The organism is Streptomyces sp. NPDC102283 (assembly GCF_044766265.1).
Lineage (GTDB): Bacteria > Actinomycetota > Actinomycetes > Streptomycetales > Streptomycetaceae > Streptomyces.
Window position 1 is genome coordinate 122,870 of the sequence record NZ_JBIWLQ010000014.1, and the last position, 20,554, is coordinate 143,423.

Below are 20,554 nucleotides of genomic sequence, written 5' to 3' on the forward strand. Positions count from 1 at the left end.
GCGGGGGTGCTCAGGTATCCCTGCCGCGCATGGTGCGGCGCTGGACGAGGACCGCGGCGACGATGATGGCGCCCTTGGCGATCTGCTGGACGTCGCTCTGGAGGTTGTTGAGCGCGAAGATGTTGGTGATGGTGGTGAAGATCAGGACACCGAGGACGGAGCCGACGATGGTGCCCCGTCCGCCGCTGAGCAGGGTCCCGCCGATGATCGCGGCGGCGATGGCGTCGAGCTCGTACAGGTTGCCGTTGGTGTTCTGGCCGGAACCGGCGAGCACGATCAGCATGAAGGCGGCGATGCCGCAGCACAGCCCGGACAGCAGGTAGAGGTAGAGGCGCTGGCGGCGGACGTCGATCCCGGCGAGCCGGGCGGCCTCGGCGTTGCCGCCGACGGCGACGGTGCGGCGGCCGAAGGTGGTCCGGTTCAGGATCAGCCAGCCGACGACGGTGACCACGGCGAACATGATGACCAGCGGCGGGATGCCCAGGATGTAGGAGTCGGGCAGGCCGAGTTCCAGGACCGAGTCCACGGTGACGATCTGGGTCTTGCCGTCGGTGATCTGGAGGGCGAGCCCGCGGGCCGAGGCGAGCATGGCCAGCGTCGCGATGAACGGGACCATGCCGCCGTACGCGATGAGGACGCCGTTCACGAGTCCGGCGGCGAGGCCGACGATGACCGCGGTGAACGCGATGCCCGCGAAGCCGTACTCCTGGGTGGCCAGGGTCGTCGCCCACACCGAGGCGAGGGCGACCATGGCGCCGACGGAGAGGTCGATGCCCCCGCTGATGATGACGAAGGTCATACCGACGGTGACGACGCCGATGACGGACGCCTGGGTCAGGATGAGCTGGAGGTTGCCGGTGTCCAGGAAGGCGTCCGGTTCGGTGATGCCGCCGACCAGGATCAGGGCGGCCAGGACGCCGAGCAGGGACAGGATCCGGACGTCGAGCCGCAGACCGAGGGCCGGCGTGCCACCGCCCGACTTCTGGGGCGGCGTGTCGGAGGGGCCGGTGAGGGCCCCCTTGTCCGGCCCGTTGTGCTGCGCCGACGGGGCGGGCTGTGTCATGGCGTCGGGCTCCCTTCCATCACGAGGTCGAGTACGCGGTGCTCGTCGAGCTCCTGGGCGGGGGCCGTGTGGACGACCTGGCCCTCGCGGAGCACCAGCACCCGGTCGGCGAGGCCCAGGACCTCGGGCACTTCGCTGGAGACGAGCAGTACGGCGAGGCCTTCGTCGGCCAGCCGGCGGATCACGGCGTAGAGCTCGGCGCGCGCGCCGACGTCGACGCCACGGGTGGGTTCGTCCAGCAGCAGGACCCGGCAGCCGCGCAGCAGCCAGCGGGCGAGGACGGCTTTCTGCTGGTTGCCGCCGGAGAGGGTTCGGACGGCGGCGTCCGGATTGTCGGGCCGCATCTGCAGCTCACGGGTGGCGCTCCGCGCGGCCTTCCGCTCCCCGCCCCGGTCGATCCAGCCGATCCGGGCGAAGCGGGAGAGGGAGGAGACGGAGACGTTACGGGTGACCGACTCGGTCATCAGCAGGGCCTGCGCCTTGCGTTCCTCCGGCGCGAGGCCGATACCCGCGGCGACGGCCGCGCGGACGCTGCCGGGGCGGAGCTGTTCTCCGGCGACGGTGACCGTCCCGGTGGACGCCTTACGGGCTCCGTAGATGGTCTCCAGGATCTCGGAGCGTCCCGAGCCGACGAGTCCGGCGAGGCCGACGATCTCGCCGGGCCGCAGTTCCAGGTCGACGGGCGCGAACTCGCCCTTGCGGGACAGCCCTTGGACCCGGAGTACGGGTTCGGTGGTGGCGGCGGCCGGCTCCTCGGGGCGCGGCGGGAAGACATAGGCGACGTCCCGGCCGGTCATCATGGCAACGATGTCGCGGGTGGGTGTGTCGGCGGCGGGCAGCCCGACGGCCACGGTCCTGCCGTCCTTGATGACGGTGACCCGGTCGCCGATGCGGCGGATCTCCTCCAGGCGGTGCGAGATGTAGACGACGGCCACGCCGTCGGCGGTGAGGCCGTCGACGATCCGGAAGAGGTTGTCGACCTCGTCGGGGTCGAGGGCCGCGGAGGGCTCGTCCATCACGATGAGCCGGACGTCGTGCGAGAGGGCCCGCGCCATGGAGACGATCTGCTGCTGGGCGGCGGAGAGGCCCCCGACGTGCCGGGCGGGGTCGATCTCCGGGTGCCCGAGACGCGCGAGGAGCGCCTTCGCGGCGGAACGGCCCTCTCCCGTACGGACGATGAAGCCGGCGCTGGTCGGCTCGTGGCCGAGGAAGACGTTCTCGGCGACCGACAGGCCCTCGACCAGGTCGAGTTCCTGGTAGATGGTGGCGATGCCCAGGCGCATGGCGGCGATCGGCGACTTGAGCTGGACGGTTTCGCCGCGCCAGGTGATCTCGCCGTCGTTCGGTTGGTGGGCTCCGGCGAGCACCTTGATGAGGGTGGACTTGCCCGCACCGTTCTGGCCGAGGAGGCAGTGGACCTCGCCGGCCTGGACCTCCAGGTCGACGCCGTCCAGGGCGCGGACGCCCGGGAAGAGCTTGGTGATGCCGGACATGGTGAGCAGGGGTGGTTCTGGTGCCATGACGAATCCCCTCGGCGAATGGGGTCTCCCCTGCTCGGGCGGTGCCGAGGGGCCGGGGAGGGCCGGTGAGCGGACAGGGCGCAGGGCTGGAGGTGCCGTGGAGCCGGCGGCACCGCGAACGGCTGCTGAGTGGTACCTGAGGAGCGAGTACCTGACGAGTACCTGACTAGTGCCTGACCAGTACCGGGCCAGTGCTGACTAGTACCTGGCTGACGCCGGGTACCTGACCGATGCGGTGGTGCGTACGGCCCTGTGGTCAGGCCGGTGAGAAGAGGTGGTCGCTGATGAGCCGGGCCGCGCCGATCACTCCGGCGGTGGGCCCCAACTCGCCCAGCACGATGGGGAGATTGCCGGTGGCCAGGGGCAGGGACTGCTTGTAGACCTGGGTGCGGACACTGGCGAGGAGGTTGTGACCGAGGCCGGTGACCCCGCCGCCGATCACCACCAGACCGGGATTGAAGAAGCTGACCAGGCTGGCGATCACCTGGCCGAGCCGATTGCCGCCCTCGCGGATCAGGTCGAGCGCGGCGGCGTCACCGGCAGCGGCGGCGGCCGCCACGTCGGCGGCGGTGAGGCGACCCGCCGCCTCCAGCCGGGAGGCCAGCTCGGGCGAGCGGCCCTCCCGGGCCGCGTCCTCCGCGTCCCGGGCGAGGGCGGCACCGCTGAAGTGGGCCTCCAGGCAGCCCTTGTTGCCGCAGGCGCAGGCCCGGCCGTCCGGGTCGACCTGGATGTGCCCGATGTCCCCGGCGCTGCCGGTCGTACCGCGGTAGACCTCACCGCCGACGACGATGCCGCAGCCGATGCCGGTGCCGATCTTGACGCAGAGGAAGTCGCCCACGGAGCGGGCCACGCCCGCGTGCTGCTCCCCCATCGCCATGAGGTTCACGTCGTTGTCGACCATGACGGGGCAGCCCAGCTCCTGGCTGAGCGCCTCGCGGACCGGGAAGCCGTCCCAGCCGGGCATGATCGGCGGCGCGACCGGCACGCCCTCGGGGAAGCGGACGGGGCCGGGGACCCCGATGCCCGCGCCGTCGAAGCCCTCGGCGAGCCCGGAGGCCCGGAGTTTGGCGGCCAGCGACAGGACCTGCTCGAAGACGGCGACGGGGCCCTCGCGCACGTCCATCGGGTGGGTGAGGTGTCCCAGGACCTCCAACTCCGCGTTGGTGACGGCCACGTCGATCGAGGTGGCGCCGATGTCGACCCCGAGGAAGCGCAGTTCGGGAGCGAGCCGGATGTTGTGCGAGCGGCGCCCGCCGCGCGATGCGGCGAGTCCGTCGGCCACCACCAGGCCGGTCTCCAGCAGCCGGTCCACCTCGACGGCGAGCTTCGAGCGCGACAGATCGACCTGATCACCCAGCTGCGCACGGGAGTTGGGGCCCCCGTCGCGCAGCAGTCGCAGCAGCCGCGCCTGATGCGCGTTCGCGGGTCGTGCCGTCATGCGTCTCACGTGTCCCTCCCCGCCACATCCGCCAGTCCGTCGGGCTTTCGAGGGGAACGTAGCAGCGCTTTCCCGGAGTGGGAAGAAGTTGCGCAGGAATCCGCTCCAACTTTCTCCACACTCAGGACAAAGACTCTCGGTCAGAGGCCGCCCGGACGCTCGGGAAACGGTCAGGGGCAGCGAATGACCTGACCCGCGTACGAGAGGTTCCCGCCGAACCCGAAGAGCAGGACGGGCGCGCCGGAGGCGACCTCGCCGCGCTCGACCAGCTTGGACAGGGCCATCGGGATGGAGGCGGCCGAGGTGTTGCCGGAGTCCACCACATCCCGGGCGATGACGGCGTTGACCGCGCCGATCTTGCGGGCGACCGGCTCGATGATCCGCAGGTTGGCCTGGTGCAGGACGACGGCGGCCAGGTCCTCCGGGGCGATGCCCGCCTTCTCGCAGACCCGGCGGGCGATCGGGGGTAGCTGGGTGGTGGCCCAGCGGTAGACGGACTGGCCCTCCTGCGCGAAGCGCGGCGGCGTCCCCTCGATCCGGACCGCGTTGCCCATCTCCGGCACGGAGCCCCACAGCACCGGTCCGATGCCGGGGCCGTCCGGGGTGTCGGGGGCCGTCGGGTCGGCGGTGACGACCGCCGCGCCCGCGCCGTCGCCGAGCAGGACGCAGGTGGAGCGGTCGGTCCAGTCCGCGATGTCGGCCATCTTGTCGGCGCCGATGACCAGGGCCCGGGTCGCCGCACCGGCCCGGATCGTGTGGTCGGCGGTGGCCAGCGCGTGCGTGAAGCCGGAGCACACCACGTTGATGTCCATCACGGCGGGCGAGCCCATGCCGAGCCGTGCCGCGACCCGCGCCGCCATGCTCGGGGACCGGTCGATCGCGGTGGAGGTGGCGACGAGCACCAGATCGATGTCCGCGGGCACCAGCCCTGCCGTGGCCAGCGCCTTGGCTCCCGCGTGCGCGGCCATCTCGTCCACCGGCTCGTCCGGACCACCCACATGGCGGGTCTTGATACCGACCCGGCTGGTGATCCACTCGTCGCTCGTGTCGACCATGGCCGCCAGATCGTCGTTGGTGAGCACCTTTGCGGGCTGGTAGTGGCCGAGCGCCACGACACGTGAGCCGGTCATACGGGTTCCCATCGTCAGGTAGGGCAGGAAACATCCAGTCTTGGTCGCTACCGCCGGGTACGGGGGCACGTGATCCCACAGGAATCCGGCCCACACGTTGGAGCATTGACAACTGCCTGGTCAGCGTGCTGCGGCCGCGACTACGACATGCCGGGGCGGGTGCCGGACAATGACGGGGTCAGGTTTCGGCTTCCGCCCGTACGGACGGAGACCATCGACCATCACGCACGGACAGAATCGGGGTTCACATCCATGGGACGGGCCACCGAACGCCGCCGCACCCTCCGCATCCGGGACGGTGCCGTCTCCTCCCGCGCGGACACCCTGGTGGCGGAGGAACCCCTGGAGATCCGCCTGAACGGCCGGCCGCTGGCCATCACCATGCGTACGCCGGGCGACGATTTCGCGCTGGCCGCGGGCTTCCTCGTCAGCGAGGGGGTGATCGCCGAGGGGGAGGAAGTGCAGTCGATCGTCTACTGCGCCGGGGCTACCGCCGACGGTGTGAACAGCTACAACGTGGTGGACGTGAAGCTCGCGCCCGGGGTCCGGGTCCCCGACATCACGCTGGAACGGAACGTCTACACCACCTCCTCGTGCGGCCTGTGCGGCAAGGCCAGCCTGGACGCGGTACGCACCACGACCCGGCACCCCGTGGCGGACGCTCCCCCGCTGCGGCTCACCCCGGAGCTGCTGTCCGTCCTCCCGGACCGGTTGCGGGCCGCGCAGCGGGTCTTCGACCGGACGGGCGGCCTGCACGGCGCCGCGCTGTTCTCCGAGGAGGGCGAGCTGTTGGACGTCCGCGAGGACGTCGGCCGGCACAACGCGGTCGACAAGCTGGTGGGCCGGGCGCTGACGGACCACCGGCTGCCCCTGTCGCGGGCCGTCCTGCTGGTGTCGGGGCGGGCCTCGTTCGAGCTGGCGCAGAAGGCCGTGATGGCCGGGATCCCGGTGCTCGCGGCGGTCTCCGCGCCCTCGTCGCTGGCCGTGGACCTGGCGGCGGAGAGTGGACTGACGCTGGTCGGCTTCCTGCGCGGCCCGTCGATGAACGTGTACGCCGGTGAGCACCGGATCGCGCTGGAGGCGGCGGTCCGCCGGGCCTGAGGCGCGGAGGGGCGGAGACCGGTACGGGAGACCCGGAGCGGACGGGCCTCACTCCCCCGCGAAGGCCAGCCCCTCGGCGGCCAGCGCTTCGCGCAGGACCCTGATCGCCTTCGGGCCGACCCCGTGCAGCGCGAGCAGCTCCGCCGCGGTCACGGTGGTGAGCTGGGAGAGGCGGGTGTGACCTGCCGCCCGCAGGGCGCCCCGGGCCGGACGGCCCGCCCCGTGCGGAAAGTCGTCGGCGGGCCTACCGGGCTCGTCACTCATGGCGGCTTCCTCGCTGTCGGCTACCGGCTACCGTAACCGGCGGGTCCGACAGCGTCCCGGAAGCGGAATCCGAATCCGCCGGGTCCCGGGGCGGCTCGGGATCGCGGGAGCGGCGTCTGGCGATCACCGCGCAGACCATCAGCTGCATCTGGTGGAAGAGCATCAGCGGCAGCACCGCCAGGCTCGCGTGCGCGCCGAAGATCACGCTCGCCATCGGCAGCCCGGCCGCCAAGCTCTTCTTCGACCCGGCGAACTGGATGGCGATCCGGTCCGCCCGGCCGAACCCGAGCCGCCGCGCCCCGTACCGGCTCAGGGTGAGCATCAGCGCCAGCAGGACCGCCTCGGCGACGAGCAGCGCGCCGAGCCGGGCCGGGGTGACCTGGTGCCAGACGCCGGCGACCATTCCCTCACTGAACGCGGTGTAGACGACGAGCAGGATCGACCCCCGGTCGACCAGTCCGAGAACCTTCTTGTGCCGGGTGAGGAAACCGCCGACCCAGCGGCGCAGCAGCTGCCCGGCGAGGAACGGGACCAGCAGTTGGAGCACGATCCTCAGCAGGGAGTCCGCCGAGAATCCGCCCCCGGTCGAACCGAGGAGCAGGGCGGCGAGCAACGGGGTCACGAAGATTCCGGCGAGGCTGGAGAAGGACCCGGCGCAGATCGCGGCGGGCACGTTGCCCCGGGCGATCGAGGTGAAGGCGATCGATGACTGGATCGTCGAGGGGACCAGGCAGAGGAAGAGGAAGCCCGCCTGGAGCTCGGGCGTCAGCACGTACGGCACCAGCCCGGCGCTCGCCAGTCCCAGCAGCGGGAAGAGGACGAAGGTGCAGGCCAGGACGGTGAGATGGAGGCGCCAGTGCTTGAGCCCGTCGAGCGCCTCGGCCGTGGAGAGCCGCGCCCCGTAGAGGAAGAACAACAGGGAGACCGCTCCGGTGGAGGCCCCGCCCGCCACCTCGGCGGCGGTTCCCCGGGCGGGCAGCAGCGCCGCGAGGGCCACGGTCGCGGCCAGCGCCAGGACGTAGGCGTCGACCGGCAGCCGGGCCGGTGGTCTCGGGATGCGGCGGGTCATCTGCTCGGGGTCTCCAGGGGTCGGTCCGCCGTGCCGGGCGGAGGGCCGTGCGTGCCGCTGTTCGCGGCGCCCTCCGCATACACGCGGGCCTGCGTACATGCGGTCCTCCGCACACATGCGGTCCTGCGTACACGCGGCCCCGTGTGCGGGCGGCGGGCCGTGCAGGCATCCATCCTGCTCCCGCTCGTCCCCATCGGGAATCACTCATACCGCTCTGACTGTCATCACGATTCCCGATAGCGTGGACCTGTGGACGCCACGTACGACCCCGCCCAGCTGCGTACCTTCCTCGCCGTGGCCCAGACGCTGAGCTTCACCCAGGCCGCGCGCAGGCTCGGGATCCGCCAGTCCACGGTCAGCCAGCACGTGCGGCGGCTGGAGGGTGCGGCCGGGCGGCAGCTGTTCACCCGGGACACCCATCGCGTCGACCTCACCGAGGACGGCGAGGCGATGCTCGGCTTCGCCCGGACGATCCTGTCGGCGCACGAGCGGGCCGCCGCGTTCTTCGCGGGCACCCGGTTGCGCGGCCGACTGCGTTTCGGTGCCTCCGAGGACTTCGTGCTGACCCGGCTCCCCGAGATCCTGGAGTCCTTCCGCCGCGACCATCCGGAGGTCGAGCTCCAGCTCACCGTGGAGCTGTCCGGGACGCTGCACCGGCAGCTCGCGGCGGGCCGGCTGGATCTGGTGCTCGCCAAGCGGCGGGCCGGCGACACCCACGGCGAGCTGATGTGGCAGGACGCGCTGGACTGGATCGGCGCGCCGCAACTGCGCGTCGATCCGGAGCGCCCGGTGCCGCTGGTCGTCTTCCCGCCCCCGGCCATCACCCGGGCCCGCGCCCTGGAGGTGCTGGAGGAGCACGGGCGGGCCTGGCGGATCGCCTGTACGAGTACGAGTCTGAGCGGCCTGGTCGCGGCGGCGCGGGCGGGCCTGGGCGTGATGGCGCACTCCCGGGGGATGGTCCCGCCGGGGCTGGCGCCGGTTCCGGCCAGGGCGGGGCTGCCGGAGCTGGGCGGCGTCGACTTCGTCCTGCTGCACGGAAGCCGCCGGGGCGCGGCCCAGGAGGCGGCCGACGCGCTGGCCTCCGCGATCCTGGCGGGCGGCGACCGGCTGCACCGCGGGACCGGCGGCGGGGAAGGGGCGTAGCCGCTCCACGGACCGGTCGCGGTCGCAGTGGTAGCGGAGCTCGCAGTGGTAGCGGAGCTCACGGCGATTGCGGCGGCCACGGCCGTCGCGGTGGTTGCGGTGGTCACGGCGGTCGGATTCGGTGGAGATTCCGGCGCGAGCCGCTTACCCCTCCGGCAGAACTGGACCGGCCGGACGCCCGAGCCTTGCCCATCTGGCCGGATTTCGACGGTTGACCTGGGCGGACGACAGGAGGTGCGGAGGGGTCCGGCCCCTCCCGCCGGGCCCCCGCTTGGGGTAGCGTCGCGGCGCTGTGCGGAGCGCCACGAGGAGCATGTCATTGCGCGATTTCACTGTCCCACCGATGCCGGCGGCACCTCAGGTCGGCGGTCTGGCCGATGTGGTCTTCGACTACGCGGAGGACGATCCGCACCACGTCGCGCTCGGCCGCAAGGATGTCGGTGGCCAGTGGCGTGATGTGACCTCCGGGGACTTCCGCGATCAGGTGCTGGCCCTGGCCAAAGGACTGATCGCGCACGGGGTGCGGTTCGGTGACCGGGTCGCGCTGATGTCCCGTACGCGCTACGAGTGGACGCTCTTCGACTTCGCGCTCTGGAGCGTCGGGGCCCAGTCGGTGCCGATCTACCCGACCTCCTCCGCCGAGCAGGTCCTGTGGATGCTGCACGACGCCGAGGTGGTGGCGGTGATGGTCGAGCACGAGGACCACGCGATGACCGTCGGCTCGGTGATCGACCGGCTGCCGCGCCTGAATCGGCTGTGGCAGCTGGACGCCGGAGCGGTGGACGAGCTGTTCCGGGCGGGCGCGGGCATCGACGAAGAAGTGGTGCAGCGTCACCGGCGCGCGGTGACGCCCGACTCCGTCGCGACCGTCATCTACACCTCGGGGACGACGGGCCGCCCCAAGGGGTGCGTGATCACCCACGCGAACTTCATGTTCGAGAGCGACACGATGGTCCACCGCTGGGAGCCGGTGTTCCACTCCAAGCCCGGCGACGAGGCGGCCACCCTGCTCTTCCTGCCGCTGGCCCATGTCTTCGGGCGGATGGTCGAGATCGCCGCGGTCCGCGGCCGGGTCAAGCTCGGGCATCAACCGGAGCTGTCCGCGAACGCGCTGATGCCGGACCTGGTGACGTTCCGGCCGACGTTCATCCTGGCGGTGCCGTACATCTTCGAGAAGGTGTTCAACGGGGCCCGGCGCAGGGCCGAGGCGGAGGGCCGGGCCGGACCGTTCGACAAGGCCGTCGACATCGCGGTGAAGTACGCCGAGGCCATGGAGCAGAAGGCGTTCGGGGGCGGCCCCGGGCCCTCGGCCGGGCTGCGGATGCAGCACCAGTTCTTCGACAAGGTCGTCTACAAGAAGGTCCGCGACGCGATGGGCGGCCGGGTGCGGCACGCGATGTCGGGCGGCTCGGGCATGGACCGCCGGCTCGGGCTGTTCTTCGCGGGCGCCGGGGTGAGCGTCTTCGAGGGGTACGGGCTGACCGAGTCGACCGCCGCGGCGACGGCGAACCCTCCCGAGCGCACCCGGTACGGCACGGTCGGGCAGCCCATCCCCGGCACATCGGTGCACATCGCGGACGACGGCGAGGTGTGGGTGCACGGGCCGAACGTGTTCTCCGGCTATCTGGGCAACCCGGTGGCCACCCGGACGGTGCTGCGGGACGGCTGGCTCGCCACCGGGGACCTCGGTGCGCTGGACGAGGACGGCTATCTGACGATCACCGGGCGGAAGAAGGAGATCCTGGTGACGTCCGGCGGCAAGAGCGTCTCCCCGGCCGGTCTGGAGGAACGCGTGCGGGCGCATCCGCTGGTCGCGCAGTGCATCGTCGTCGGCAACGACCGCCCGTACATCGCGGCGCTCGTCACCGTCGACCAGGAGTCCGTGGACCACTGGCTGTCGATGCAGGGCCGCACCTCGCTCGCTCCGGCCGAGCTGGTGCGGGACCCGGACCTGGAGATGGAGGTCCGCCGGGCGGTGGTGGCCGCCAACACGGCGGTGTCCCAGGCCGAGTCGATCCGTACGTTCCGCATCCTGGCCCATCCGTTCACCGAGGAGACGGGGCTGCTGACGCCCTCGCTGAAGCTGAAGCGCAAGGCGATCGAGACGGCGTACGCGGTCGAGGTCGACGCCCTGTACCACTGACCCGGCGGCGCGATACCGCTGCCCCGGCGGCGCGATCGAGGCCGCCGGAAGAGGGCGGGAATGCTGGGACCCGCCCGGTCGTTGTCGTGGGGAGTTATCAACCGACGACGTTAGGATCGACCGCTCGTGAGCAAGGTCCCCTCCATCACCCTCAACAACGGCATCGACATGCCGCAGCTCGGTTTCGGTGTCTGGCAGGTGCCGGACGACGAGGCGGAGAAGGCGGTCGCCACGGCCGTCGAGACCGGGTACCGGAGCATCGACACCGCCGCGATCTACGAGAACGAGACGGGCACCGGCAAGGCCATCGCCGCCTGCGGCGTCGCCCGCGACGAGCTCTTCGTCACCACGAAGCTGTGGAACAGCGAGCAGGGCCACGACAGCACCCTGCGCGCCTTCGACGCCTCGCTGGACAAGCTCGGCCTGGACTACGTCGACCTGTATCTGATCCACTGGCCGGTCCCGGCGAAGGACGCGTACACGGACACGTACAAGGCGTTCGAGGAGATCCTCGCCGAGGGCCGCGCGAAGGCCATCGGCGTGTCGAACTTCCATCCCGAGCACCTGAAGCGGCTGCTCGCCGAGACCTCCGTGGTCCCGGCCGTCAACCAGATCGAGCTGCACCCGCAGCTCCAGCAGGTCGAGCTCCGCGCCTTCCACGCCGAGCACGGCATCGCGACCGAGGCGTGGTCGCCGCTCGGCCAGGGCAAGGGCCTGCTGGAGGTGCCGACGGTCGTCGCCATCGCCCAAAAGCACGGCCGTACGCCCGCCCAGGCGGTGCTGCGCTGGCACCTGCAGACCGGCAACATCGTGATCCCGAAGTCCGTGACCCCGTCGCGGATCAGGGAGAACCTCGACGTGTTCGGCTTCGAGCTGGACGCCGACGACCTCGCCGCCTTCGCGGCCCTGGACGAGGGCAAGCGGCTCGGCTCCGACCCGGCTGATTTCAACGTCGGCGCCTGAGCGTCCGGCCGACGGCGCCCCCACCGGGATCACGCGGTGGGGGCGCCGTCGTCAGCCGGTGCGCCGGCGGTAGTACGGCAGTGCGGCAGCACACAGGTCGAACCGGGGAGACAGGAACATGAGCGGCGAACTCGCGCCCGTCGTCGAGGCGGGTCCGTACCGCCTGCGCAACGTCGGCAGCAAGCTGGTGCTGGAGGTGTACGGCGCGGCCAAGGGCAGTGGGGCCCGGGTCCAGCAGGGCGAGGACGACGGGACGGCCGCGCAGGTGTGGCGGCTGGCCCCGGTGCACGAGGGCGCGGCCCTCTTCCACCTGGTCAACGAGCACAGCGGGAAGCGGCTGGACGTGGCCAATGCCGATACGTCGAACGGCACCCGCGTCCAGCAGTGGAAGGCCAACAACTTCGGCGCCCAGGAGTGGCTGATCGAGCAGCACCCGGAGGCGCCCGGGACGGTGACGCTGGTGAGTTTCATCAGCGGCCTCGTCATGGAGGTCTCCGACCGGTCCACCGAGGCCGGGGGCACGGTCCAGCAGTGGGAGGACACCGACTCGCCCTTCCAGTGGTGGCAGTTGGAGCCGGTGACGTAGGGCCGGGCAGCGGGGAGCCCGGGGCGGCGTCGCCGGTATCAGCCGCGGCGGCCCAGGTGCACCGTGCGCGCCGTGAGCAGGTGGACGTCGGGGCGGTGGTGGAGGCCTTCGGGATCCTCCGGGTCCAGGAGCCGGTCAAGGACCGCGCTGTCCTCGGCCGTCAGCAGCTCGCCGAGCACCTCCCGCTCGCGGGTGATGCTCGCGACGACATGGTCGCGGGCGGTACCCGAGAGCGGGGCGGGCAGGTCGAGGAGAAAGCTCCGGGTGCCCTGCGGGACGAGGCCGACCGCGGTGAAGAGCGCGCTCCAGTCCTCCGTCTCCCGCTTCGCTCCCGGGAGTTCGGACCGCATGTGCTCGAAGCGCGTGGCGGCGGCCGCGCCCATACGGGCCTCCAGTCCGGGCTCTCCGATGCCGATGTCGCGGGGCAGCCGGCGGGTGGGCAGACCGCCCTCGACGAGCGCGACCGTTCCGCCGGGCCGCAACAGCCCGGCGAAGCCCGCCAGAGCGGCGCGCTGGTCGCCCAGGTGGTGCAGGGAGTTGCCCGCCCAGATCAGATCGGCCTCGCCCAACCGGCCGAAGTCTTCGGGGAGTTCCGCCTCCAGCGTCCGGAAGCGTTCGATCACGCCGAGGCGGCGCGCACGGTTCCTCGCGCGTTCCAGGAGGGCGGGTGTGGCGTCCACCGCCACCACTTCGGCCTCCGGGAAGACCTCGGCCAGCAGGCAGGAGACGACGCCGGGGCCGCTGCCGATGTCCAGGACCCGGCGGACGCTCGGCGCGGTGGGCAGGGCGGCGATCCAGCGGGCCGCCTCCTCGTACTGCGCGCCGCCCAGTTCGGCCTCCTGCTCCAGCAGGGGGCCGAGGACGTCCCAGTCGATGCCCGTCGCCGGATCGCCGCCCGATCCGTGCACATGGGCATGGGCGTGGACGTGTGCGGGCGTGGCGGGTGCGTGCGCGTCGTGGTGGCCGTGACCGGCGTGGCTGCTCATGGGATCAGCCTCTCCAAGGGGCGGCCGTACGGCAATCTTCTTTGCCGTTCCGGCAAATCAGGGCGGTCCCCCGGCGGGCTGCCGCGGTACTGCTGCGGGCTGACGCCCCTGACCCTCTTGAACGCCGCGCTGAAGGCGAAGGGGGTGCTGTAGCCGACCTTCCGGGCCACGGCCTCCACCGTGGCGTCGCTCTCGCGCAGCAGGTCGGCCGCGACGGCGAGCCGCAGGCCGGTCAGGTAGGCCATCGGCGGCTCCCCGACCAGCTCGGTGAACCGCCGGGCGAGACCGGCCCGGGACACCCCGGCGCGGGAGGCGAGCGAGGCGACGGTCCAGGGGTGCGCCGGGTCGTGTTGCAGCAGCCGCAGCGCCGCGCCCACGACCGGGTCGCCCATCGCGCGGTACCAGGCGGGAGCATCGGCCCCGGGCCGGGCGAACCAGGCGCGGAGCACGGCGATGAGCAGCAGGTCCAGCAGACGGTCCAGGACCACGCGCTGGCCCGGCTCCTCCTGGGCGATCTCCGCGTCGAGCAGGTCCAGCAGCGGCCCGGTACGGGCGTCGGCGGGGACCGTGAGCAGCGGGGGCACGGCGTCCAGCAGACGGCGGCTGATCTCGCCGTCCAGCAGATAGGTGCCGACGAGGACCGACGTGGCGCCGTCGGCCGCGTTTCCCCAGGTCCGTACGGACAGCACCATGTCCTGGGAGAGCGGCCGGCCGTGCAGCGTGGTGCAGACGCCGCCGGGACCGATGAGCGCGTGGGGCGTCGTCCCGGGCGCGTCGGCGACGGTGTACGGATCGGGGCCGCGGACCACCGCGATGTCCGCGGGGCCGAGCCGGACCGGTTCGCCTCCGCCGGACGGGAGGATGAAGGCCGTGCCGCGCCGGACCGACATGAGGCAGATCGGGGCCCGGTCCTCGACCCGTACCGCCCAGGGCGGCTCCATCACCATGCGGAGCAGGAACGCGCCGCGGGCGCGCGGTCCGTCCAGGAGTCCGGCGAGAGCGTCCATGGCCGCAGCCTAGACGCGTCGCCGCGTGGAGGCGCTGCCGCGTAGACGCGCTGCCGCGTAGACGGAGAAGTAGGCGCCTGAGGCTTTGGAGCATGTCCGGTCGGTCGCGGGCCCGGGAGTCTGGAGCCATGACGGAGAACGCGTTCGCACGACGAGACGACGACAACGGCACGAACAACGACGAGAGCGGGGGACGGGGCGTAGGACGGGTGGCGGAGCGGAGAGCGGGAGCGGGAGCGGGAGGGGGAGCGGCGGAGGGTACGGCCGCGGGAACGGTTCTGGTGACGAGCGGCACGGGGAAGACGGGCCGTCGGGTGGTGGAGCGGCTGACCGCCCTCGGGGTGCCGGTCCGCTCGGGTTCCCGCAGGGGCGAGGTGCCGTTCGACTGGCAGGACGCGTCGGGTTGGGCGGCGGCGCTGCGCGGCGTCCGGGCCGCCTATGTGGCGTACTACCCCGACCTGGCGGTGCCCGGAGCCGCGGAGGCCATGGCTGCCTTCGGGCGGACCGCCGCGGCGTGCGGGGTGCGCGGGGTGGTACTGCTGTCGGGTCGCGGCGAACCGCAGGCGGCCGTCGCCGAGGAGGCGCTGCGCGGGGCCGCCGGGACGATGGAGGTCACGGTCGTCCGGTCGGCGTTCTTCGCGCAGAACTTCAGCGAGGGCCCGCTGTTGGACGGCGTGCTCGGCGGCGAGGTGGTGTTCCCCGCGGGCACGTCGGCGGAACCGTTCCTGGACCTCGACGACCTGGCCGACGTGGTGGTGGCCGCGCTGACCGGGGAGGGGCACGCGGGTGCGGTGTACGAGCTGACGGGCCCGCGGAGCCTGACGTTCGCGGAGGCGGCCGGGGAGCTGGGCCGGGCGACGGGTCGGCCGGTGCGGTACGTGCCGGTGACGGGACCCGCGTACGCCTCGATGCTGGAGGAGTTCGGGGTGTTCGGTCCCGAGGCGGAGTTCCTGGCCGGGCTGTTCGCGACGCTGCTGGACGGCCACAACACGGCGACGACGGACGACGTGAAGCGGGTCCTGGGGCGGGAGCCGAAGGCCTTCTCCGTCTTCGTGCGCGAGGCCGCCGGGGACGGTGCCTGGCACGGCTGAACCGGAACGCCCCACACCGCCTCCCGGCCCGGCGGGGCAGGGCGCTCCCCGGGCTCGTCGTCGAGCCGACACCGCCCCCGGCGGACGGCAGTTCGACGACCGGGCCCACGGCACGTGTACACCGACCGAACGGTAGGCGGAGCGCACATATTGCCGGGGTGCTCCCGGGCCCATAACTTGCCCTTATGGAGCTCGAGTTGCGCCATCTGCGAACGGTCCGTGCCATTGCCGACACGGGCAGCCTCACCAAGGCCGCCGCCACCCTGGGGCTTGCCCAGCCTGCGCTCAGCGCTCAGCTGCGGCGGATCGAGAAGGCCCTGGGCGGCTCTCTCTTCGACCGCGACCACACCGGAGCGCGTGCCACCCCGCTCGGCGAACTGGTGCTGGAGCGGGCGCGGGTGGTGCTGCCCGCGGTCAGTGAACTCCAGGCGGAGGCGGTGCGGTTCGCCAACGCCACGGGGTCGCTGGACCGGTTCCGGCTGGGCGGCACGCACGGTCCGCTGCTCGGCGGTCTGGTCGACCGGATGGCCGCCGCGCACCCGTCGGTGCCGGTGTCGACGTACACCTCGTGGTCGGTGGCGGAGATCGCCTCGTTGGTCATCGACGGCAGGCTGGACTTCGCGCTGATCGGGACGTGCGGCGAGAGTCCGCCGCCGCTGGCGGACCGGCTGGTCTGGGAGGTCGTCGGGGTGGACCCTGTCTTCGTGATGCTTCCGGAGGGCCACGCCCTGGCCGGTGAGCCGGAGCTGGAACTGGCGGCGCTCGCCGACGAGTGCTGGGCGGACGTCCCCGGCGACGGCTGTTTCGCCGACTGCTTCACCGCGGCCTGTGCGCGGTCGGGCTTCACCCCGGTGTCGGTGTACGAGACGGACACCTCCTCCGTCGTCCATCTGGTGCAGGTGGGGCGGGCGATAGGACTGTGCCGGGCGACGTTCCCGCCGGCGCCCGGCCTGGTGACCAGACCGCTGGCCGGCGCGCCGCTCAGCTGGCGTCATCTGGTGGGCTGGCACCCCCACTCCTCCGCGGCGGACGCCGTGGCGGCGACGGTGGCCGGAGCGACCCGCGCGGCCTACGCGGAGGCGGTGTCACGCAGCCCGGGCTACGCCCAGTGGCTCGGCGCGCACCCGCGGTTCGGCACGGTGGCGTGAGCCCGGGCCGGGCCCGGTCCGGGCGGCCCGCATCCGGTGCGGGTGGTCCGCATCCGGGCCGCGGGGCGGCCGCCCGCCGTGGCGCGGACCGGACCGGCGGGCTGTCGGCCCCGCCGGACTATTCGGCTCCGTGGGCCGGGGCCGCGGAAGCCACCCGGGCGGCGAGCGCGAGGTCCTTCTCGGTGACCGCGCCTCCCGCGTCGTGCGTGTGGACGGAGAGGGCCACCGTGTTGTATCCGAGCGTCAGGTCGGAGTGGTGGTTCAACTCGTCCTGGATCCGCGCGATGTGGACCGTCAGCGCGGCGGCGGCGAAGTGGGAGGGGAGCCGGAAGGTCCGGGTGATCCGGTCGCCTTCCAGCGCCCAACCGGGCAGGCTCTCCATCCGGCGGTCGATCTCGGTCGGCGACAGCGGTGCTGCGCTCATGGAACGGCTCCCGTGGGTCTCGGTGGATCGGCGCATGCGTCACGGTGGGCCGGGGCGGCCCGTACCGGCCCCGGCCCGCCGGTGACGTTACGGTCTTGGCATGACGACTGTCTTGCCCGACACGGAAGTAGGGCCGCTGCTGCGGGACTGGCGGGAGCAACGGCGCATCAGCCAGTTGGAGCTGGCCCTGCGCGCGGACTCCTCGGCCCGCCACATCTCATTCATCGAGACGGGCCGCTCCCGGCCCAGCGAGGACATGATCCTGCGGCTGGCCGAACAGCTGGACGTCCCGGTCCGCGAGCGCAACGCCCTCCTCGTGGTCGCCGGTTACGCGCCCCGCTACGCGCAGACGCCGCTCGACGACCCCGCGATGGCCTCCCTGCGCGAGGGCCTCGACCGGCTGCTCGCGGCGTACGAGCCGTATCCGGCGCTCGTGGTGGACGGCACCTACGGGGTGGTGGCGGCCAATCGGGGGATCGCCCTGCTGCTGGAGGGGGTGCCGGAGAAGCTGCTGGCCCCGCCGGTGAACGCCATGCGGCTCACCCTCCACCCGGAGGGGCTCGCCCCGCGCATCGTGAACCTCCCGGAGTGGCGGGCGGACCTGCTGGCGCAGATGGACCGCCAGATCGCCCTCGTACGCTCGCCGGAGCTGCGGGCGCTGTACGACGAGGTGGCCGCCTATCCGGTCGCCGCACGAGCGGCCGGCGTGGACCGCGCCGACGGGGCGGGCGGTACCGTGCGCCGGGGCGACGGGGCGGGTGGTACGGGGCGGGAGCGGTCTGCCGCGTTCGCGCTGCCGATGCTGCTCGAACACGGGGGCCGGGTCCTGTCGTTCGTGTCGTCGATCGCGACGTTCAACACGCCGATGGACGTGACGGTGGCCGAGCTGGCCATCGAGACGTTCCTCCCCGCCGACCGGGAGACGGCCGCCTATCTGCACGCCCACGTCCCGTCCTGACCCCCTGCCCCCGGCTCCTTCCCCGGTTCCCCTGCCCCCGGCGCCACGACCTGCCGGGGGCAGGGGGCCGTGGCGCCGGAGCGCGGGATCACCTCAGACGCGCGCCCCGTTGTCGAGCGGGTCCCGCCGGTCCGCGCCCGGGCGCCCCCGTGCCGGGCCCTTCCCCTTCCGCTTCCCGGGGGTGGGCGGCGGGGTCCCGGCGTTCCGCTCCAGGAGGATGGCCCCGGGTACGGCGGTGAACACCGAGGACCAGGTACCGACGCAGATGCCGATGAGCAGGGCGAGCGCGAAGTCGGCGAGCGAGTCGCCGCCCAGCACGGCGAGGGCGGCCAGGATGAACAGGGCGCCCATCCCGGTGTTCACCGTGCGTGGAACGGTCTGGAGGACCGCCCGGCGGGCGATGGTGTCCAGCGGTGTCCGCCGGTTCGCCCCCCACAGCTCCCGTACCCGGTCGAAGACCACCACCGAGTCGTTGACCGAGTAGCCGATGACGGTGAGCAGGGCGGCCAGGAAGATGCCGTCCACCGGCCGCCCCAGCCAGGCGAAGGCCCCCACCACGAGGATCACGTCGTGCACCATGGCCCCGACGGACGCCACGGCGAACGTCCAGCGGAACCGGACCGCCAGATAGGCCAGCTGCACCGCCACCGCGACCCCCAGGGCGATCAGGGCGTTGCGCCGCAGTTCGTCGCCGAGACTCGGGCCGATCAGCTCGTCCCGTACCTTCGTCGTCTCGCCCCCCTCCTCGGCGAGGGCGGTCCGCATGGCGTGTTCGCCGTCGTTGTCGAGCTTCCCCGTGCGGACGGACAGATCGCCGTCCCCCGCCGTGGTGACCTCGGCGTCACCGAACCCCGCGTCGGTGAGCGTGTCCCGGGCGGTTTCGACGTCCACCGGGCGGCTGGTGGAGTACTCCACCAGGCGGCCCCCGGTGAACTCGACGCCCAGATCGACCCCGCGCACCACGATCCCGGCCACCGCGACGGCGACCAGGGCCGCCGAGACGACGAGCCAGCGGACCGGCTTGCGGAAGAGCTGCGGGTCCTTGCGGACCAGCCAGGTCCGTACGGCGCCGGGGCGCGCGATGCCGTTGACGCTCCGGTAGTCGCTGACGAAGCGGGAGTTCGCGGCGATCTCGGTGAGGGCGCGGGCGATGACCAGGGCGGAGAACATCGAAGCGACGACCCCGATGGCGAGCGTGACCCCGAAGCCCTTGACAGGACCCGAGCCCAGGAAGAAGAGCAGTCCGGCCGCGATCAGCGTGGTCGCGTTGGAGTCGGCGACCGCGCTCCACGCCTTCTTGAATCCGGTGGTCAGCGCGGAGCGCAGGGAGCGTTTCGGCCGTTCGGCGCACTCCTCCCTGGCCCGTTCGAACACCAGGACGTTCGCGTCGACCGCCATCCCGATCGCGAGGACGAAACCGGCGAGCCCGGGAAGCGTCAGCGTGACGCCGAGGGCGACGAGTGCGGCGTAGGAGATCACCCCGTACGCACCCAGCGCCACGGCGGCCAGCGCGCCGAAGAGTCGGTAGACGAGGGTGATGAAGAGTGCGGTGGCGGCCGCGCCGATGAGGGCCGCGCGGGCGCTCGCGTCGATGGCCGCCGCGCCGAGCGTCGGGCCGACGGTCCGCTGCTCGACGATCTCGACGGGCACGGGCAGGGCTCCGCCCTTGATGAGCAGCGCCAGGTCGCGCGCCTCGTCCGCGCTGAACGAGCCGGTGATCTGGGTGGCCCCGGACGGCAGTCCGGCCCGGCAGCCGACCGAGGGGTCGACCTGGGGCGAGGAGATGACCTTGTCGTCGAGGACGATGGCCACCCTCCGGCGGTCGTCCCCGGCGGGATGGCAGGCTGCCTCGCCGGTCAGCCGCTTCCAGTCCTGGCCTGCGTCCTTGCGGAATTCGAGCGAGACGCTCCAGCCCGCTCCCCCCTGCGCGTCGAAGCCCGCGGTGGCGTCCTCGACGCCCGCGCCGGAGAGCCGGGCGGGACCGAGGGCGAGGTTACGGCCCTGCTCATCGGGAAGGGTCAGCCGGTCGGGGTCGGCGGTGGAACCGGGGGCGTCGGTGGAGTCCGGGTCGGCTGTGGGGTCCGGGTCGGCTGTGGGGTCCGGGTCGGCTGTGGGGTCGGAGCCCGAGGCTTTCGCGTCCGGCTCCTCGACCGCCGGGCCCTCGACCGCGTGGAAGGTGAGCTGGGCCGTCCGGCCGATCACTTCGGCGGCCTGGCGCGGGTCCTGGACGTCGGGCAGTTCGACGATGATCCGGTCCTCGCCGGACCGGGTCAGGGTCGGCTCGGAGACGCCCAGCGAGTCGATGCGCTGCCGCAGCACCTCCAGGGTGCGGTCGGTGGTCTCCCGGTCCGCCTCGACGGTGGCGGTGTCCCGGGCCTGGAGCACGATACGGGTGCCGCCCTGGAGATCCAGGCCGAGTCTGGGCGACATGGTCAGGCTGATGTAGACGGAGACGAGCAGCACGGCGACAGCCAGCACCGCTCGCACCGTGGTGGCGCGAGTCATGGAAATCCTCCGGTG

General features: G+C 72.5%; 18 protein-coding genes. 8 read left to right on the top strand and 10 right to left on the bottom strand.

Going from position 1 to position 20,554, the window contains the following annotated elements; genetic code table 11:
* Window positions 1–10: 10 nt before the first annotated feature.
* From ACIRJT_RS26170 to ACIRJT_RS26185, 4 genes are all read right to left on the bottom strand, one after another.
* Window positions 11–1,063 carry an ABC transporter permease gene (locus ACIRJT_RS26170; protein WP_403913444.1) on the bottom strand — a complete coding sequence of 351 codons (1,053 nt, stop codon included), beginning with the start codon at window positions 1,061–1,063 and terminating at the stop codon, window positions 11–13.
* Window positions 1,060–2,583, bottom strand: a complete 1,524-nt coding sequence (locus ACIRJT_RS26175; protein ID WP_403913447.1) for a sugar ABC transporter ATP-binding protein — start codon at window positions 2,581–2,583, stop codon at window positions 1,060–1,062. The genes ACIRJT_RS26170 and ACIRJT_RS26175 overlap by 4 nt, the downstream gene beginning before the upstream one ends.
* 256 nt (window positions 2,584–2,839) lie before the next feature.
* Window positions 2,840–4,021: an ROK family protein gene (locus tag ACIRJT_RS26180; protein WP_403913449.1), complete on the bottom strand. Its 1,182-nt coding sequence runs from the start codon at window positions 4,019–4,021 to the stop codon at window positions 2,840–2,842.
* 170 nt (window positions 4,022–4,191) lie between these two features.
* A complete protein-coding gene (locus ACIRJT_RS26185; protein WP_403913451.1) occupies window positions 4,192–5,151 on the bottom strand; it encodes a beta-ketoacyl-ACP synthase III in 960 nt (319 codons plus the stop codon).
* Between the two features lie 252 nt (window positions 5,152–5,403).
* Here ACIRJT_RS26185 and fdhD point away from each other — a divergent pair, with 252 nt between their 5' ends.
* Window positions 5,404–6,252: a formate dehydrogenase accessory sulfurtransferase FdhD gene (gene fdhD, locus ACIRJT_RS26190; RefSeq protein ID WP_403913453.1), complete on the top strand. Its 849-nt coding sequence runs from the start codon at window positions 5,404–5,406 to the stop codon at window positions 6,250–6,252.
* Window positions 6,253–6,300: 48 nt separating this feature from the next.
* On the opposite strand, the gene ACIRJT_RS26195 is transcribed toward fdhD, so the two are convergent.
* The gene (locus ACIRJT_RS26195) at window positions 6,301–6,516 is read right to left on the bottom strand and encodes a DNA-binding protein (RefSeq protein WP_403913456.1); all 216 of its coding nucleotides are present in this window, start codon (window positions 6,514–6,516) and stop codon (window positions 6,301–6,303) included.
* Entirely contained in the window at window positions 6,509–7,585 is a 1,077-nt protein-coding gene (locus tag ACIRJT_RS26200) for a bile acid:sodium symporter family protein (protein ID WP_403913458.1), read from the bottom strand. Before ACIRJT_RS26200 ends, ACIRJT_RS26195 begins: the two co-directional genes overlap by 8 nt.
* A 249-nt stretch (window positions 7,586–7,834) precedes the next feature.
* On the opposite strand from ACIRJT_RS26200, the gene ACIRJT_RS26205 reads away from it, so the two are divergent.
* From ACIRJT_RS26205 to ACIRJT_RS26220, 4 genes are all read left to right on the top strand, one after another.
* A complete protein-coding gene (locus ACIRJT_RS26205) occupies window positions 7,835–8,728 on the top strand; it encodes a LysR family transcriptional regulator (protein ID WP_403913460.1) in 894 nt (297 codons plus the stop codon).
* Between the two features lie 343 nt (window positions 8,729–9,071).
* Window positions 9,072–10,871 (top strand): AMP-dependent synthetase/ligase, encoded by a 1,800-nt coding sequence (locus ACIRJT_RS26210; RefSeq protein WP_403913463.1) that lies wholly within the window; start codon window positions 9,072–9,074, stop codon window positions 10,869–10,871.
* Window positions 10,872–10,997: 126 nt separating this feature from the next.
* Entirely contained in the window at window positions 10,998–11,834 is an 837-nt protein-coding gene (locus ACIRJT_RS26215; protein WP_403913465.1) for an aldo/keto reductase, read from the top strand.
* Window positions 11,835–11,952: 118 nt separating this feature from the next.
* Window positions 11,953–12,420, top strand: coding sequence for an RICIN domain-containing protein (locus tag ACIRJT_RS26220; RefSeq protein ID WP_403913468.1), 468 nt, complete (start codon window positions 11,953–11,955; stop codon window positions 12,418–12,420).
* 38 nt (window positions 12,421–12,458) lie between these two features.
* Here ACIRJT_RS26220 and ACIRJT_RS26225 read toward each other — a convergent pair whose 3' ends face one another.
* A complete protein-coding gene (locus ACIRJT_RS26225) occupies window positions 12,459–13,406 on the bottom strand; it encodes a class I SAM-dependent methyltransferase (RefSeq protein ID WP_403913470.1) in 948 nt (315 codons plus the stop codon).
* Entirely contained in the window at window positions 13,403–14,413 is a 1,011-nt protein-coding gene (locus ACIRJT_RS26230; RefSeq protein ID WP_403913473.1) for a cupin domain-containing protein, read from the bottom strand. Before ACIRJT_RS26230 ends, ACIRJT_RS26225 begins: the two co-directional genes overlap by 4 nt.
* A 128-nt stretch (window positions 14,414–14,541) precedes the next feature.
* On the opposite strand from ACIRJT_RS26230, the gene ACIRJT_RS26235 reads away from it, so the two are divergent.
* A complete protein-coding gene (locus ACIRJT_RS26235; protein ID WP_403913476.1) occupies window positions 14,542–15,504 on the top strand; it encodes an NmrA family transcriptional regulator in 963 nt (320 codons plus the stop codon).
* 185 nt (window positions 15,505–15,689) lie between these two features.
* A complete protein-coding gene (locus ACIRJT_RS26240) occupies window positions 15,690–16,652 on the top strand; it encodes a LysR family transcriptional regulator (protein ID WP_403913479.1) in 963 nt (320 codons plus the stop codon).
* A 118-nt stretch (window positions 16,653–16,770) separates the two neighbouring features.
* On the opposite strand, the gene ACIRJT_RS26245 is transcribed toward ACIRJT_RS26240, so the two are convergent.
* Window positions 16,771–17,076 carry a 4a-hydroxytetrahydrobiopterin dehydratase gene (locus tag ACIRJT_RS26245; protein WP_403913482.1) on the bottom strand — a complete coding sequence of 102 codons (306 nt, stop codon included), beginning with the start codon at window positions 17,074–17,076 and terminating at the stop codon, window positions 16,771–16,773.
* Between the two features lie 100 nt (window positions 17,077–17,176).
* Between ACIRJT_RS26245 and ACIRJT_RS26250 the strand changes: the two genes are divergently transcribed.
* Complete coding sequence (locus ACIRJT_RS26250) at window positions 17,177–18,034, top strand: helix-turn-helix domain-containing protein (protein WP_403913484.1); 858 nt, start codon at window positions 17,177–17,179, stop codon at window positions 18,032–18,034.
* 93 nt (window positions 18,035–18,127) lie between these two features.
* Here the strand turns inward: ACIRJT_RS26250 and secD are convergent, their stop codons facing one another.
* The gene (gene secD, locus ACIRJT_RS26255) at window positions 18,128–20,539 is read right to left on the bottom strand and encodes a protein translocase subunit SecD (RefSeq protein WP_403913486.1); all 2,412 of its coding nucleotides are present in this window, start codon (window positions 20,537–20,539) and stop codon (window positions 18,128–18,130) included.
* Window positions 20,540–20,554: the final 15 nt, after the last annotated feature.